Source organism: Rubripirellula lacrimiformis (assembly GCF_007741535.1).
In the GTDB taxonomy this organism is placed as follows: Bacteria; Planctomycetota; Planctomycetia; order Pirellulales; family Pirellulaceae; genus Rubripirellula; species Rubripirellula lacrimiformis.
In genome coordinates, this window is record NZ_CP036525.1 from 5,150,294 (window position 1) to 5,167,371 (window position 17,078).

General features: G+C 57.4%; 10 protein-coding genes. 3 read left to right on the forward strand and 7 right to left on the reverse strand.

Annotation, left to right across the window (positions count from 1 at the left end; translation table 11 throughout):
• Positions 1 to 38: 38 nt before the first annotated feature.
• On the reverse strand, positions 39 to 6,791 hold the full coding sequence (locus K227x_RS18175) for a secretin N-terminal domain-containing protein (protein WP_145171709.1): 6,753 nt from the start codon (positions 6,789 to 6,791) through the stop codon (positions 39 to 41).
• A 545-nt stretch (positions 6,792 to 7,336) separates the two neighbouring features.
• Here K227x_RS18175 and K227x_RS18180 point away from each other — a divergent pair.
• Both K227x_RS18180 and K227x_RS18185 read left to right on the forward strand, forming a co-directional pair.
• The gene (locus K227x_RS18180; RefSeq protein ID WP_218933347.1) at positions 7,337 to 11,062 is read left to right on the forward strand and encodes a secretin N-terminal domain-containing protein; all 3,726 of its coding nucleotides are present in this window, start codon (positions 7,337 to 7,339) and stop codon (positions 11,060 to 11,062) included.
• Positions 11,062 to 12,096, forward strand: coding sequence for a hypothetical protein (locus K227x_RS18185; RefSeq protein ID WP_145171713.1), 1,035 nt, complete (start codon positions 11,062 to 11,064; stop codon positions 12,094 to 12,096). Before K227x_RS18180 ends, K227x_RS18185 begins: the two co-directional genes overlap by 1 nt.
• Positions 12,097 to 12,263: 167 nt before the next feature.
• On the opposite strand, the gene K227x_RS18190 is transcribed toward K227x_RS18185, so the two are convergent.
• The 3 genes from K227x_RS18190 to K227x_RS18200 form a co-directional block, all read right to left on the reverse strand.
• Positions 12,264 to 12,983, reverse strand: coding sequence for a Crp/Fnr family transcriptional regulator (locus K227x_RS18190; protein WP_145171715.1), 720 nt, complete (start codon positions 12,981 to 12,983; stop codon positions 12,264 to 12,266).
• 135 nt (positions 12,984 to 13,118) lie between these two features.
• A complete protein-coding gene (locus K227x_RS18195; protein ID WP_145171717.1) occupies positions 13,119 to 13,376 on the reverse strand; it encodes a zf-HC2 domain-containing protein in 258 nt (85 codons plus the stop codon).
• A gap of 11 nt (positions 13,377 to 13,387) precedes the next feature.
• Positions 13,388 to 13,990 carry a sigma-70 family RNA polymerase sigma factor gene (locus tag K227x_RS18200; RefSeq protein WP_246145901.1) on the reverse strand — a complete coding sequence of 201 codons (603 nt, stop codon included), beginning with the start codon at positions 13,988 to 13,990 and terminating at the stop codon, positions 13,388 to 13,390.
• 496 nt (positions 13,991 to 14,486) lie between these two features.
• On the opposite strand from K227x_RS18200, the gene K227x_RS18205 reads away from it, so the two are divergent.
• The gene (locus K227x_RS18205; protein WP_145171719.1) at positions 14,487 to 15,197 is read left to right on the forward strand and encodes a rhamnogalacturonan acetylesterase; all 711 of its coding nucleotides are present in this window, start codon (positions 14,487 to 14,489) and stop codon (positions 15,195 to 15,197) included.
• Between the two features lie 135 nt (positions 15,198 to 15,332).
• On the opposite strand, the gene K227x_RS31460 is transcribed toward K227x_RS18205, so the two are convergent.
• The 3 genes from K227x_RS31460 to K227x_RS18215 form a co-directional block, all read right to left on the reverse strand.
• Positions 15,333 to 15,464, reverse strand: coding sequence for a hypothetical protein (locus K227x_RS31460; RefSeq protein WP_261343407.1), 132 nt, complete (start codon positions 15,462 to 15,464; stop codon positions 15,333 to 15,335).
• Positions 15,455 to 16,096: a hypothetical protein gene (locus K227x_RS18210; protein ID WP_145171721.1), complete on the reverse strand. Its 642-nt coding sequence runs from the start codon at positions 16,094 to 16,096 to the stop codon at positions 15,455 to 15,457. Before K227x_RS18210 ends, K227x_RS31460 begins: the two co-directional genes overlap by 10 nt.
• Positions 16,097 to 16,157: 61 nt before the next feature.
• Positions 16,158 to 17,018 (reverse strand): alpha/beta hydrolase, encoded by an 861-nt coding sequence (locus tag K227x_RS18215; protein WP_145171723.1) that lies wholly within the window; start codon positions 17,016 to 17,018, stop codon positions 16,158 to 16,160.
• Positions 17,019 to 17,078 lie beyond the last annotated feature (60 nt).

Genomic DNA, 17,078 nt, shown 5'->3' on the forward strand with positions numbered 1-17,078 from the left:
TGTTAGGCACCGTCGGCAAGTGAGCCGAAATCTGACCGTTAGCGGCCTCTGCCACTGCGGCTGCTGCGTGTGAATTGCCGTAAAACCTGCTCCATTTGCTCTGCATTGATCGTTTGCAGTGGAATAATCCTCATTCTGCCTGATCGATTGCTAACTGCCTGCTGATCGACTTGTTTGACAAAATCACGGATTTCTTCGGACAGTTCGGGGGGGGCTCGCATCACGATCGAATTGCTGATGTCATCGGCGCTCAGGGTCAACAGCGGCCCCGACGTTTCGGCATTGATCTGTTCCAACATCGATGCCACTTCCGCAGAAACCCCTTCCGGAATCGATATCTGTGGCCGATTGCGGCCTCGTGATAGTTGGCTGCTGTACACCGTCCGCAGCATGCTCTCCACACGCTGCACGTCCGTGTTCACGATCGGAATGATCTGCGGCGTTGCCAACTGCAACGAATCGATGAATTCACGCGAATCGAGAACCGCCAACAGGTCCTCGATCACGCCTCGGGTCGCCCGTGAACTCTGGACGATCAAGGCATTGATACGCGTGTCAGCGACGATCCGAGTTTGCGACATGTCGCTGGTCAGCCGCGATCGAGCACTTGCACGGCTTTCCTGAAACAGATCCGTCAGCAAATCTTCCAAATCCTCGGCATTTCCATGTTTCAGCACATAGATCGACAGATTGCCGCTTTCGGCGACCGCTGTCATCGGTGGGTTGACAGCGACTTCTAACAACTTTGCCAGCATATCGACGGCCTCGGCATCTTCCGACGCGATGACCCATTGGCCGTCGCCCGGCAAAATCAACACCGCGGGGCTGTCGTGGGTGCCAGGCTTCGCGGCCTCGATTTGCCCCCCGGTGACTTCGGTGGTGACCAGTTCAACAGCCGACTCGGCGACCGATTCATTGGGGCGGGCGATCCCACGCAGGTCCGCGGATGCTGAATTCTGGGTCGGAATCGACTTTGCACCATCGCCGGCGTCGGTATCGCCTGGCTCCGGAGCGGCTTGTTCAGTATCGGGGTCGGTCGAACGGATCACCTGCAGCGGGTTTTGGCGAAGATTGGGCCAGACCCGCCGTAGCTGTTCCAGCAGCGAATCGGAATCTCGGCCAACCGAGACGGTTCGCACACGAGAGCCTGAGCCCGAGATTCCAGCGGAACCTTGGCCGGTACTGCTATCGGCCTGCACAGATTCACCAAGGCGACCGAGTAAGGTTCGAATCTCACCAAGCTGCTGCGTTGTCGCTCGGATTAACAATTGCTGACGATCTTGGTCGACCGTGATCGCCGGGACTTCATTGGTTGGCAGATCCGCAAACAGCGAATTGACCGCATCACGCGCCGAATTGGGATCGTTCTCGCGAAGCGGAAAGATCGCCAGTTCACGTTCGGGCGGATCAAACTGCTGCAGCGTTTCTTCGACCAGATTCAATTGTTCTTCGGTTCCAATGACCACCAGCTGTTCGTTGTAAAAGTCGTAGCGAACATCGACGGTGGGGCGGGCATCGGCGAACAAGCTTTCCACGGCGTCGGCCACATCATCCCCATCGATTCCCGCAAGCGAGAAAGCTTTCAAGCGGCGATCACGGGTCAGGGGATCGACGCGATCCATCTGCTGGATCACTTGCTTGGCGATTTCTTGTTCACGTGGCAATCCAACGACGAACACGGTTCCGCTCTCGTCGTCGGCACTGACACCCACGGTCGATCGGCGACCGAAAGCTTGCTGCAGTGCATCGACAACGGTTTGGGGATTTGCGTTGGCCAACGCGTACGCATGCAAATCGGTGGATCGCGCCGGGGCATCGTTGATCTGTTGAACCAGGACCGCGATCTCTTTTTGTTCTTCCGCAGACGCAGAAACGATCAGAGTGTCGTTGACCGAATCGGCACCGATCGTCGCTTGCGGGAACGTCGCCTGCAGAGCCAGACGCAGTGTCGCAGCGTTGCCATTTTCAAGTGCATAGCTCTGTGTGGTCTGCTGCCCGCCGACGTTCATCTGTTCGACAAACGCCTGGATCATCTGTTGGTCTTCTTCGCTTGCCGATACGATCAGACTGTTGCTGCGGGAATCGGACGAAATAGTTGCGTTGGGGAAACTAGCTTGCAAGGCCAAGCGGACGGCCGTCGAATTGCCCGTCTCCAAAACGTAGTTCTGGGTGACTTTCTTCCCATCGGCGTTCATCGACTGGATCACCTCGGCGATCTTTTCATGATCCGATTCGCTAGCCGCAACAATCAGATGGTTGCTGGTGGAATCGGCAGAAATGGTTGATCGGGGAAAACTGGACTGCAACGCCGAACGGGTGATCGTGGCACGACCATTTTCCAACACATAACTTTTGGTCAGCTTCGTTTCGCCCGCGTTCAGCGAATCAAATAGTTTTGCAATTTCGACATGCTCGGCATCAGTCGCCGAGATGATCAACCGGTTGTTGAGCGTGTCTGCGGCAATTTTGGCACGGGGAAAGGATCCTTGGATCGCGAGGGACAGAGAATATGTCGTGCCTTCGTCCAACCCGTAACTTTTGGACGTCCGCTGCTTGGTCGGATCCGATTCCATGCTGTCAATCGCTGCGGAGATGCGTTCCAGAATTGCTTTGGGTGCGGTCACGATCAACCGATTGCCGATCCGGTCTGGCGTGACACGAGCCGTCGGTGCCATTTGCGTGACGGCGAGTGAAAGCGAAGTCGCGTCGGCATCGCCCAAGACGAACACCTTGGTTTCCGCATCGTCCATCTGCCGGTCATCGTATTGCTGGATGAACGCTTTGATCGTTTCGTGGTCCTCGGCGGTGCCGGTTGCAGCGACCGTTTTCCCAACCGTATCGGCGGCAAAGACAACTTTTGGCAGAAGAGTTGTCAGCACTCGCACCGCACCGGTCGGGTCGCCGAAATCCAGCGGATAGACCTGCGACGTAGTCGCCTCTGGCTCGGGAACCTGTTCCTGCAACTGTTCCAACCAAGCCGCGTATTTGGCGTGTTCGGTCGCCGACGCCACCAACAGAATTCGTTCGGGGTCGCCGCTCGGCAACAACCTGGCACGCGGCACTTCGGTGGAAACCCCGGTGACGGCTTGCTGTGTCAAATCTTTGCGAATGGGATAGACATGCAGTTCACGCTGGCCCGCTTGAGCAAACACTTTTTCGAGTTCTTCGATGGTCTGCGAGATTCCCGCGTGTTCCTGTTCGGTAGCCGCGATCACCAAACGATTGGTTCCGGCACCACTCAGAATTTTTGCAGCGGGATGACGCTCGGTTAAGAAAGTTTGGAATGCGGTGGGATCGGCACGATCCAGCTCGAATGCCTGCACTTTCGTTTCGGGCGCCGGCCCGGTCTGGTCCAACAGTTTTCCCAGCAACGCCGTGACTCTTTCGTGATCTTCGGGCGACGCCAGAATCATCACCTGGTTGGGATCGGCAGCCCCGGTCACAACGATCGTCGCACTGGGGACGGTGGTAGCCAAGACACTGGCGAACGCCGTGCGAATCTGTGCGGTGGTGTCGTACAGACGTGGTTCCAGATTCGATCCTTCTTTATCGGCCCTGGACGTTTTCTCTAAGACTTCCGCAATCTTCCCCTGCATCTCTTTGGACGCCAGAACAGTCAATTGCCCGTTGGCGGTGTCCGCACCGATGGTGGCGGCGGGAAACAGCGACATCAGCACCAATCGAGTGATCGCCACCTTTGCGGGGGTGACCTGATAGACCTCGATTTCCCGGCGACCTTCGGCCGTGACAGTTAGCTGCTCGATCGCCGCAGCAACACGTTCGTGTTGGTCGTCACTTGCCCACACGACAATTGCTCGATTGACAACGTCCGTGCTGATGATCGCTTGTGGCGCAATTTGATTCAGCACCGCTGGCAAGGTCGTCAAATCGCCGATCGGAATACTATAGGTTTCCACCCGCATCTCTTCGCCGCTGCCCGACATATTGAGTCGTTCGATCGACAGGCGGAACGATTCATGGTCGTCGGCATTGCCAGAGGCCACGATCCGGTTGCTTTTGACATCCACCGTCAGTTTCATCCGCGGCCACAGCGATTGCAGCGTGGGCAGCATGGTCGCGGCTTGCAATTCGTTGAGCTCGTAAGCACGAATTTCTTCGCTGGCGAACTTGGACGCGGGTCGATCGACCTCGTTGATCAGCGTTTTGATCCGGCCATGATGAGCCAGAGTCGCCGTGACCACCAACTGCTGACGACGATCATCAGCGATGACAGTCGCACCATCGATGGCTTGATCGATCAGCAACTTGACATCCGACGCTTGGGCCTCGGCCAGACTGTACGCCAGCAAGATCAGTTCTTGATCGACCGGCATCGGCTTGCCAAGTTCCTGCACAAACTGATCGATTTTCTGGTGCGCATCCTCGGTTGCCATGATCATCAATCGCCGACCTGCGGTGTCGACCGTGATGGCACCGATCGGGGTAAATGTGCCACGGCTTCCCGCAGCGGTGGCGGATGCAATCACCGGTGCCAACAAGGTTTGCAGCTCGGTCGGTGTGCGATCTTCGCTGTGATAACTCTTGAGCACCAATTCCGGGTTTGCAGGCAGTTCGTCCGAGATCTGCGTCAACAGTTCGGAAATCTTGCCGTGCGTGTCTCGTTCGGCCCATACGGTCAGCTGGCCCGAAGCAGCATCGGCGGTAACTCGGACTCCGGGGAAGCGGATTGCCAACAGTTCACTGAACAGTGACGGGTCGCGTTTTTCGAGATCGTAGATTTTCGGCCACTGCAGCATCGTTTGGGGCGTTGCCTTTCGGATCTGTGCGACGACTTCGGCCAAACGTGCTTGGTGTTCTTGGGTAGCCCACACCAACAACTCGGATGAACCATCTTCGCCGGCCGGACGAACGATCGGTTGGACACCGGGAAGCTGTTCGGCAAGGATGGGCAGGAACTCTTGCCAACGGGCCAGTTCAGTCGCCGACAATTCATAAGTCTGCAGCACGCGATCGGGTGGACTTGGCAATGCGGTCAGCAATTGTGGCAGCATCCCTTCCAGTCTGGCTTTCTCTTCGCCGCTGCCCAGCAAGATCAGCTGCTGGGCTTCGGTGCCCAACCAAACCTGTGCTCGCGGCACGACTTTGGTGACGGTCGCCAGCCATTCGACGGATCCCGGCCGAGGCAACTCGAACGCGTGCAGAAGGACGCCGCTTTCCAGGTCCGCCCCACGCCAACGCTGGATCACCTGATCGGCCAAAGCGATGTCTTGGTCACTGCCATGCACGACAACCGTTCCCAGCGAACGATTTCCGACGACTTGGGCTGTCGGAATCATCGTCTGCAGCGCCGTGGAGATGACGGTGGACTGCACCGGGTCGACCTGAAACGCTTTGACTTTCATGTCCGACTTGGTCGCGGTAATGCCCATCGCGGTGAAAGCGTCGGCAATACGACTCTGTTCGTCCGGCGAAGCGGTGACCATCACTTGGGCCGCGACAGTGTCGACACTGACCGTTGCCCGCGGTGCGATTGCGGTGACTTGCTCGCGAATCTGTTCTTCACTTCCGCTGCGAAGCGGATAGGCAACCGAAACATTCGCCGGCGCCGCCTCGATTTCGGCTCGCATCTTTTCGACGGCGGTCTGGATCGCAGTTTGCTGCGTAGGAATCACGAAAGCGGTCAGCAGCCGCGTTTTCTCGTCGACTGCGATGCGATCGCTACCGACCAATTCTTTCATTTTGTCCAACACGACGGTCGGATCAAGTTCACCCAGTGCATAGGCGGCAAAGACGGGTGCGGGTGGTTTTTCGGGCTTGTCCGGTTTCGGAACCGCTCGTGGTTCGGGCACCGTGTTGATCAATACATTGATCGTATCCATTTTGCCGGCCGTCTCGACAACCAACAGTTGCTTGCTTTTCGGTAGGGCGATCGCACGACCAAACGAACCAAGGTACGGCTGAACCTCTTGGATGACCGCGTCGACCGGGCGGTTGCCGAGCGAGAACAGAACGCTGACCAATTCAAATCTGCCGCGACTTGGCAATTCTTCCAGCGGTACGCGTGGAATCAAATCGATGGGGATCGAATTGGATAGCTGCAATACCGTCAGCATCTTTTCGCGACGGACCAACGTGTAGCTGCGAGTCAGCAGCACGCTGTTCAGCAGATCGATTGCCTCCGATGCGTTGTAGGACCGCGTGTCTGTGTAGGTGAACGTGCCGGGGGGCACTTGGTTCATCACCAACGTCAGACCTTCTTGACGTGCGAACCAATCCAACACCTCGCCCCAAGGCTGTTCGCGAAATTGAAATCGCAGTTCACTGGTCGGACCGCTGGTGGTCCACTTTTTAAATTGGTCGGCATTCAACGTGTCGCGAATTTTTCGGTCGATCGCGATCAGCTTCTGATTCTTGTCCGCGGCATCGGATGAAACGTTGATCTCGGTCCGCTGTGCCAGCAGACTTTGAATCTTAGCGCGTTGGACGTCGCCAAGCCCGAGTTCGTCAGCGACGTCGGGGTGAACCAGACGACTGACTTGGGCAAGCGGAAACGGGCTTTGCAACGGATCGGAGGATTCGGTTTGGACAGCCACCACTGGCGCAGCGGCCACTGGTTCCTTTGCCACCGGTTCTTCCGTTACCGGTTCGGCCGCCACCGGTGTATCCGTCGCGGGTTCTGCCGGAAGCGGCGCTGCAACCTGCGCAGGTTCAGCCGCTGGCGTATCCGCGGCAGCAGACGTTTTGGCGGGAGGTTCGGCTGAGGCGGAATGCAGAGGTGCACAAAGCGACAGCAGAAAGACTAGATGAATCAAGTCTCGGGGAGGCAGCATGGATTTGGATCCGGCGGGAGCTTCGCAATTCGGAAGCTTGTCGAGGCGGGTTCTTGGTACGAGTTGAACCAAATTATCACTCTAATCTGTCAGCACGCTCGGTCAAGCAACGCCGACCCCGCAAACGGACCGTCAGAGCCTTCATCGGAACAGCAACCAACCGAATGTCGCCCGGCGATTCAGCACACAAACGTCGCGATGGTGTACCTGCATCGGATCAAGATGGACGCAGCAATGGCAGCACTTTTTGATCGACTCGAAAATTTGCGGAATCGATCCCATGGGCGTCCAAACAGGCCATCGGCCCCGCGATTTCCGGTGCGGAACCCGCACGCCTGCGCTTTGTCGGCTTTTCGTCAGCGGGTCTCATGCGTGTCAGCGATTCGATCGATTTGCCTTGACACGCACACTTTGCCTTTCATAGATCGCATCATTGATCACCATTTTAGGCGGCAGACGGCGCTGCGTGACGAACACTACCACGAAAGCCAGAAAACAGGATGTCCAAGGTCCGGCAGAAACTCATACACGCACTGGTCGCGCTCATGGCCTCGCTCTGCGTTGTCGATAGCGTTGCCCAAGGCGACGAAACCGCGGAAACGATATCCTACGTGACGCGTCATCGAAGCGCCGCAGAGATCGAGCAGGTGTTTGCGCCATTGGTAGCGAATTCACCCGAAGCAAAAATTCGACTCGGTACGCAAAACGATCGGATCTCCGTCGCTGGGCCACCTTGGGTCCATGATCTGTTCCAACAGGTTCTGCAACGCGTCGATGTCGCCAAGACGAATTCATCGAGTTCGCCCGACTGGATCGCCGAACCAGCCAACAGTGGCCGACCGAATCGTGCTGCTGTCACCGTTCCGCCAACCCGGATGCCCAGCACCGATACCAGCAACGCGTCTCGATCGGCGTCCACCCATTCGCGGGCTCGCACTAGCGGCGTCAGTGCTACTACCACCCCACCCAACCGAGCCGCCAACGTCGAAACGACCAGACGGCTGATGCCGCTACCGACCGGACAATCGCAAGTCATCCGTGATGAACTGCTACGACTGTTCGGCCAGCGATTAACAACGACATCCCCCACCGGCGGGCAAGCACCGACGGGACAATGGTTGCTCGCTACCCCCTCGGGTACTTTGAAGATCGCATTCGACTTGGATCGAGACGATGTGTTGGTCGATGGCCCCGCTTCGACGGTGGACCAATTTGGACGCTTGCTCTCTGCCTTGGTCGGACGCTATCAGCGGCAACCCACTTCGCTGACCGGACAGCCTCAGCAACGTGTTTTGATGTTGCAGCCTGAAGTGCAAGCCGATGTGCAACAGATGCTTCGATCGACTAGACGCAACAACCACGCCCACCCCCACAGCGACGGTGCCAGCGCGGACGATCCCAACGCCCGACTGCTGTTCCGTTTGACCGGACTGCGACAAGACGCTGCGGAGGTGACCGAAGAATTACCAGCCCCCCCAGGTAGTCCGGCCCGCGGCAACGATGACCAGAACAACGGCGACCAAAACAACAATGCTGCGGCCAACCCAACCAATCGTGCCGCGAACCCACGAACCGAAAGTCCGTCGCTGCCGCAACTCGAAGGCGTCGAAGTCCAAACGCTGCCGGACCTGGATGCGATCATCCTGAGGGGACGTGATCAAGATCTTGACCAGTTGGCGGAGATCATCCGCGAAATGGAACTGCTTAGCCGCCAAACCCAACCGGCCATCGAGGTCATCCACCTCGAACACACCCAATCGCAAAGCATCACCGAGCTGATCGAAGAGACGCAAACGAGTTTGCTGGGGACACGCCAGGGACGCGCCACGGTGACCCCACTGGGCAAACCAAACGCCATCCTGCTGCTCGGATGGGGCGACGCAGTCGTTGCGTTGAAGGATCTGATCAGCAAGCTGGATCAACCCGTTCCACCGGAAAGCCAGTTCAACCTGTTTCGGCTGAAATACGCATCGGCGGCTGCGGTGCAACAAACCGTCACCACCTTGTTCGCCAATCGCCAGGGGGGGCTAACACCGACCATCCAAGCGACGATCGATACACGCACCAATTCGCTGATCGTTCACGCTGCCCCCAGAGACATGCAGGAAGTGGCTCGTTTGGTCGAACGACTCGATACGCTCGATGGCGGAACCGTCCAGCGAACTCGAGTCTTCGAGATCCGAAACGGACTTGCTGCTGATGTCGCCGAAACACTTCGCGAAACCATTTCCACGGCGGGCACGAATGCGCGTCCGAGTGCGATGGAGCTGATGCTAGATGGCATGGGCCGTGGCGAGACCATTTTGTCTGGCATTCTGGACAATGTTCAAATCACGGTGGATGCGAGAAAGAACAGCTTGATCGTCACATCACCGGCGGAGAACTTCGAAGTGATCGAAGCTCTGATCGACAAACTCGATTCGCCGGGCATGGTCGCCAAGATCAAGATCTTCCCCATTCAAAACGGGGACGCTGCCAGCCTGATCCAAACCCTGCGGTCGCTGTTGCCCAGCCAAGCAGGTGCCGATCCGGTGACGAGCGCCCAACTGTCCAGTTCCCCAGGTGAATCATCCTTGGCTCCGCTGCGGTTCACCGTCGATGTTCGCAGCAACAGCATCATCGCGACCGGATCGGACGGCGATTTGAAGATTGTCGACGCATTGCTAATGCGGTTGGACGAAGCCGACGCGATGCAGCGACAGAACATCGTGTATCAGCTGAAGAATTCACCCGCGGTGGATGTCGCGTTGGCGATTAACGAATTCCTTCGCAACACGCGGCAAGTTGAAAACGCATCGCCCGCCACATTGAACCCCTTCGCACAGCTTGAAAAAGAAGTGGTCGTGGTTCCCGAACCGGTATCCAACAAGTTGATTGTCAGTGCGACGCCGCGCTACTTCAACGAGATCCGGACGATGATCGAGAAATTGGACGAACAACCGCCTCAGGTGATGATTCAAGTCCTGATCGCAGAAGTCGCCCTGAACAATACCGATGAATTTGGTGTCGAACTTGGCATCCAGGACTCGGTCCTGTTCGACCGCAGTCTGCTGGGCGACTTGTTGACCGTCACCAGCACAACAAACGTGACATCGCCGGGTGGAGCAGTCACTTCGACGACCCAACAAAACGTCGTCTCTGCCACCAATGATCCTGGCTTTGGCTTCAACAGCGTTGATCCGCTTGGCAACAGCGGTTCATCCCAAGCGTTGGCCAATGCTGGGGACGTCGGCGGCCAAGGGCTTTCCAACTTTGCACTCGGTCGATCCAACGCCGAACTTGGCTTTGGCGGTTTGGTGCTATCCGCAAGCAGCCAGAACGTCAGCGCATTGCTAAGAGCGTTGGAAGAATCGCGCCGCTTGGACGTTCTGAGCCGACCACAGATCCTAACGCTGGACAATCAATCGGCATTCATCCAAGTCGGCCAACGCGTCCCTCGGATCACCGGTTCTACGATCACACAGATTGGCCAACAAAACACGATCACGATGGAGAACGTCGGATTGATCCTGGGCGTGACGCCAAGAATCAGCCCCGAAGGCAACGTGACGATGGAGATCGACGCCGAGAAATCCGAAGTCGGTCCGGAATCGGAAGGCATCCCCGTTTCGGCCACCGCCGACGGTACCGTCGTGCGAAGCCCAAGAGTCAACGTGGCCAGTGCCCAAGCAACCGTGAGCGCCGCCGATGGCGAGACCATCGTGCTGGGCGGACTGATTTCGACCAAACAAAAGCAATTGCATCGCAAAGTGCCTTGGTTGGGCGACATTCCGATTGTGAAACACCTGTTCCGTTACGATTCAGTTTCGAACACGCGAGCCGAACTGTTGATCATTCTGACACCCCATATCGTGCGATCCGAAGCCGACATGGAAAGGCTGAAGCAGACCGAGATGGCTCGAATGAGCTGGTGTGCGTGCGACGTATTCGATCTGCACGGGGAAATCATTGGCCAACCGATGATGGATTCGCTGCTATCGGATCCTGGCCAAGTCGACGGCGTCGAAGTGATCTATCCGTACGATGACCCACGTGGTCAGCGTGCTTGGGATCCATCCGACAATCCAACCTTGCACGACCTTCCGATCGGAAACGAAAGCGTCATGGAAGTAGCACCGAACGATTTCACGTGGCCCGAATCAACGATGGCACCTAAGAATGGCGTGACACCCGATTTCCCCTTTCCAAGTGAATCGACGATGCTGCCGGGCAGTGTTCCATCTAGCAATCCTGATGTCCCCACCGGCTCTGGTATCAGGGGGAATTTGTAATGATCAAGCACCCAATTCTAAATCGGTCGATCGCGTTGGCGACCCTGTTGAGCGCTTTGACCGGATCCATCGGCTGCCAATTTGTTCCTGACCGGCCGTCATGGTCGACCAAGCTGTTCGAAAAGGAAGAAGTCGCCGTCGTTCCTACTCGCATGATGGTGATGTGGGCCGACACGATCTTGCACCAACCGCAACAACCCGGCGTACGCGGATTCGGCGGCCGAATCTATTTTTACAACGGACAAGATGCCGACCCCGTGAAGGTCGATGGTGGGTTGGCGGTCTATGCTTTCGATGCGAACGACCTAACCCCCCAATCGACCAAGCCAAAACGCAAGTTTGTGTTCACGGCCGATCAATTCGCCGAACACATGAGCCAGACGTCGATGGGGACCTCGTACAGCGTGTGGTGCCCTTGGGACGAAGTCGGTGGCTACAACGAACAGCTCAGTTTGATCGTTCGCTTTGAAGGACGAGGCGGCGGCGTTGTCATCTCCGACTCGACCGTCAAACTACTACCAGGCATGAACCGACCCGCAGAGGTTGTGGAAGCGGAAAGCCGTGAATATCAGGCAGTGACGCAGGCATCGGTTTCCGGCGATACCACTTCGGCACCTCAATTGGCCGCGTTCAACAAGAACGCATTGCCCAAATCCGCGATACCACCGCGCCGTCAAACGCAAACGATTGACCTGCCACCCAGCTTCTACCGTCACCTAAGCGGACCGGCCGACCCATTGCTGGAAACGACGATTCCGTTAGCCCCTAGCTCGGCCGAATCGGGTTCAACGGATGCTTTGACAACCGATTCGGCACCCGCCGAGGAAACGCAATCCTACCTTCGACAGCCGTATCCGTTTCGGACACTCGGCGACGAACAATTGGACGCTGCCCCACACGGGACACGTCAACAGTCGCTGCCAGCGGGATGGATCCAATCGTTGCCGAAAACACCTCGGTACGGCTATTCGCTTGGCCAACGCAGCAGTTCCCTTCACCAACCGGCGGCGGCCCCCACGGCGGACACCCCTTAGCGGTGACGACCGGTGCGATTTTTCGATGCCAAAAGGTAACCACGGTTCATCCGGCGCACGGCACCCGAGAGTCACCGATTGATTGGCAAACGATCGCGTCTAAACGGCGCGGCTGAAGCATTTCTTGGGGGCCACGTTTGGACGGCCAGTCAATGGATGCCGCCTGATTAGCTGCAGACGAACCGGCTGGGGAACGATGCCCTGCGATTCACCATGGTCGCCATCTGATCGGCATCGAAGATCACAATTTTGCGGCGACCGACGTCGATCAGTCCCTCGGATCTCAATTGGCCAAGCAAGATGGTGACCGTTTCGCGAGTGCTTCCCATCAGGTTGGCAATTTCCTGGTGCGCCAACTTGATCCGCAGACGAACGCCATCGTTCCCGCTGACACCAAACTGTTCGGCCAGATCCAACAACAAATGAATCAGACGGTCGCGATTGGATTGGAACAGCAAGTTCTTTAACCGCCGTTCCATTTGATGCCGCCGCAGTCCGATCATTTTTGCCAGCGAGATTGCGACAGCGTGGTTCACTGCGATGAGGTTTTGCAGTTCAACGGCTGGGATCACCACCACCATCGTCTTTTCGACCGCCTCCACATACTCGTCTCGCTGATCCGGATCGAAGATCGCCAGCTCGCCGAACAACTGGCCCGGTTCTACAAAGGCCAAGATCGACTGCTTGCCGTCACCGGTCAGGTTGCAAACCTTTACCAAGCCGGACTGGATCAGGAACACGCTATCGGCTGGCTGGCTAGGCAGATAGATCGGACTACGTGCCGGGTACAGCCGCGACCGGCTGCAGGATTCGAGCCTTCGAAGCTGTGCTGGCTGCAACTTTCGAAAGAGATCGCTGTTACTGAAGTGCCAAATATGCTGCGGCATGCCATCTTCCTAGGCGATAGGTTCCGCTGGCCGGTGCAGACATCCCGCACGTCCGGTGACTCGCAGATCTGTTAGGTAGACGAAGCTGAAGATGGATCCTTACAAGAAAATCGACCGGAACAGTTCGGGATGCCCCTATCCATTGGATTGCATGGCTTTGGCGATTCGTCGCTTGGCGTCGTCAGGCAACCGCACCGTGGGGTCCTTTTCATACTTGGCGACCTGTTCCAATTCCCGTGACAGGCTGCTTTGAAACAGCACCTGGTCACGCCGAAATGCAGCACACAACCGGCACATCTTCAGATGCATCCAGACCGACATACGCTTGCCCAGCGGCAAGGGCCGATCCAGCGACTGGGATATCAGTTCAGAGATTTGTTTGCACGTTAACATCGCAGAGCTGCCTATTCATCCTGTTCTTGAAGCCAACGAAATTTGATGCAGTTGGCAAGGCGCAGTCGCGCACGATGCAGCAACACCCACAGATTGGACGAACTGATCCCCAATTCCTTACAAATTTTCGCCGATTCGCAGCCCTCCATTTCTCGCAGCAAAAACGCACTGGACTGCCGCTTGGGAAGCGTCCCCATGCACTTTTGAAAGATCGGCCAGAATTCTTCTTTGTCGACCGAATCGAGCGGTTCTAGCAGGGTCTCGCGGACGTTCTGGCTCCAGTTACCTTTGCGGTCGAAAAACGTCCCCAGCGGCTCTCGATTCTCTTCGATGTCGCCCAGATCGTCGGACAACGTGTATCGATCTCGCTGGCGAACGAAATCAACGACCTTCCGTTTCAAGATTCCCATCAGCCAACCCTGCAGCGAACCAGTCCCGGAGTACTGGCTACGATGCTCCAGCCCGGCCAAAAACGTTTGCTGGACCACCTCCTCGGCCGACTCGGAATCCCGCAGCCGCGACAAGGCGTACCGATACAACGCATCACCGTATCGATCCACCCATAGAGCGGTGTCGGCCGGCGATTCGGGGTCCGTTGTTACCATTTGGTTCATAGCATCTCAATCAGCGAAAAGACCTGTCCCGTTGGTGGCGGCCTAGATTGTGTCGTCACGCGGTACGTCACGCCCCCCCCGACCGATCTCGGCTTTTCGTAGCGGAAGTCGTCACTACGTTTCCCCAAACCGCATCACCGAAGCCCCCCCGACAAGGGTTGCAGGTTCGCGGCGGAGGGATGCCGAGTTCAGCAGTAATGACCAAAGCGGCCAATGACTCGCCACCCGCGCCAACAACTCGGCAAAGCCAACGCATGGACGCGTAAAAGCAGGCGTTCGAACCTCGCATGGCGGGTGGTGTATGATCGTCGTTGATTCAAGGAATACTGAAACATCCGCCATCGCGGGTGCAACGCCAATCAGCATCGCCCCCCGCCTTTACCGCGGTGGAGCACCAACGAATTCAGCCTCCCTTCCCTCGCTCAACCCTTCCCTCGCTCAACCCTTCCCTCGCTCAACCCTTCCCTCGCTCAACCCCTCGCGACCGAACCTTCCTATGTACCGACGACTTGGCCTGCTGTTCTGTGCTCTGATCTGCGTTTGCGTTTCGGCGACGACGTCTTCGGCGCACGACGAACTGACAATCGGTTTGATCGGCGACTCCACCGTCGCGACAACTTATGGCTGGGGCCCCGCTATCGAAAAACGATTCGACACGCACACCAAGGTCCTACATTTCGCCAAGAACGGAGCCACGCTGGATTCACTCTCGGACCGCCTAGACGTACTATTGAAACTGAATCCTGACTACGTGTTCATCCAATTCGGACACAATGACCAAAAGCGGTACGGCACGGACCAGTATCAAGAAAAGCTGACGTCCTATGCCCAGCGAGTGAAGAACGCGGGCGGCAAAGCAGTCATTTTTAGCTCGGTCACTCGCCGAAACTTTGGCAAGGACGGAAAAATCTCGCCTCGACATGCAGGCTTGAAAGCCACGCTACCCGACTTTGCAAAAACAGCCGAAGCGGTCGCCAAGGAACAGGATGCTGCGTTTATCGACCTGTATCACCTCAGCGTCGAACACCACAATGCAATCGGGCCGGTGGCCAGCGCGGCCTACAACTCCGACGAGAACGACCGAACCCACTTCAGCCCAACCGGCGCCGATGCGATTGCCGACCTGATTGCCGGGCAACTGAAGACGATCGATCCGCGGATCGCCAAACACTTGGTCCCCCCGAAATCGGATTCGCCAGCGAACTAGCAGCGGACTAGCAGCGAAAGCTGCCGTGGGGGGAGCCCCGAACCAGGGCACGTCGATACCAGGGCACATCGATACCAGGGCACATCGATACCAGGGCACGTCGATACCAGGGCAAATGGAAACCAGAGCAGCTGGCTACTCGGTTTGGATCGGTCCCATGTACTGATTCGCCACGACGACGTCATCAAACCAGACACGATTGACATGACCGGGCGTGCCGCTGGTCAGGTAGAGGTATAGCCAAACGAAGTTGACGTTCAGGTCCACTCGCCACGGCGGACCTTCAACGATTCATCGCGAACGGATAAATTCCCCCAGCTTTGGCCACGCGGCGGGCTGGCACGCATGTCACACCAATAGGTGTAGTAGACCCAAGTCCAGCTTTTCCCAAACGGTTCGATGCCCACCCAGAATGACTTGTCGCCGTCGGTCGGTTGCCCGGCGCGGACAGAGGGCCAGCCGGTCGACGGATGATTGCCGCCAACGCAGGTTCCGAAATGATGAACCGGTTCACAGTCCTCTGCAAACTTGACGTACATCCGCGTGTAGATCTTGTCGTACCCTTCGTCGATCCTGCGATACAGGTCGGCTCCGGACCCTTTCTCGGCAACCTGACTGATCAACATCGATTGGTTGCCATGACTGGACTCGGGCACATCTTCGCTCAGCGACATGACCTCGGGATTGCCAACGGTTTCCCATCTCTGGCCGATCGCGTCGAGATCGCCGAGTTCAAAGTTCTCGCAAAAGATCACGCTGGGATCGCTTTCGATTCCAATATCACGCGAATACTTCGCGGCAATCCCGCCTGAACCCGGCGGCTGCTGCCCGTCGACGCTCGGTGCAAACCCCAAGGCCAAAATCAAAACCGACAGCAGAAAGTGGTAGCGCACGGGCATCGGGCAAGCCAAAGTGTGGGAGGAAATCTCTTCCGGTCATCCGGTCGTTCCACTGCGATCGCTACTGGTGGTCCGAAGCCGCACTGAATCGTTCGGCAAGGAAGGCGATCATGGTGTCGCCGGCCAACTCGTAATACTTGCCCAGATTGTGGTTGGTGTCCTTTAGCGTGACCGTCTTGTGCGTGATCCCCAGCGGCTGAAGGGTCTTTGCCAAAGGAATGAAAGCGTCCGGCCGATCTTGGTCTCCATTGATCGTCAACAGTGCGAAGCCATGCCGTTTCAGCTTGTCGGCGTGATCGATTGCGGCCGGCAATAGCGGACTGTCTTCGCCACTGCCACGCCACGACAAAGCACCTCCCCAACTTCCCGCCGCACAAAATAGTCCGGGGTGCTCAATGGCCAACGATACCGATCCAGCGCCACCCATCGAAAACCCCGCCACCGCTCGGCCGGACGGATTCCGGTTGGTTGGATACTCAGCATCGATCAACGGGATCAGCTCGTCCACAATCATCGTTTCGACGTCGCCGCGATAGCCGCTCATCCCACCGTTGGGGAACACGCAAATCGTTGGCGGAAACTGGTCTTGGCGGATGGCGGCCGCGACGCGCGACGCAAAGCCTGCCGAATCCGACGCCTCCGACCCGCCCGCCCCATGCAGGAAATAGATCACTGGATATCGGGTGGCGGCGTCACCGTCCAAGCCTGGGGGCGTCCAGACGACGTAACCGACGTCATGCCCCATCGCCCCACTGGGCAGCACATGATGAACCAGACCTTTCACGTCCGGGATCTTCGGATTGACCCATTGAATCTCGCGTTTGCGGGTAACCTCGCGTCTGCCGGCGGCTGCCCCTTTTTCCTGGGACGAAACCTGTTGTGGAATCAACAAAAGTGCCACGATCAGAATCGAATTTCGCATGCTTTGGTTCGGCCGTTTACGAGTCAATCAACAAACCTTGGACGGTCTTGGTCACCGGTC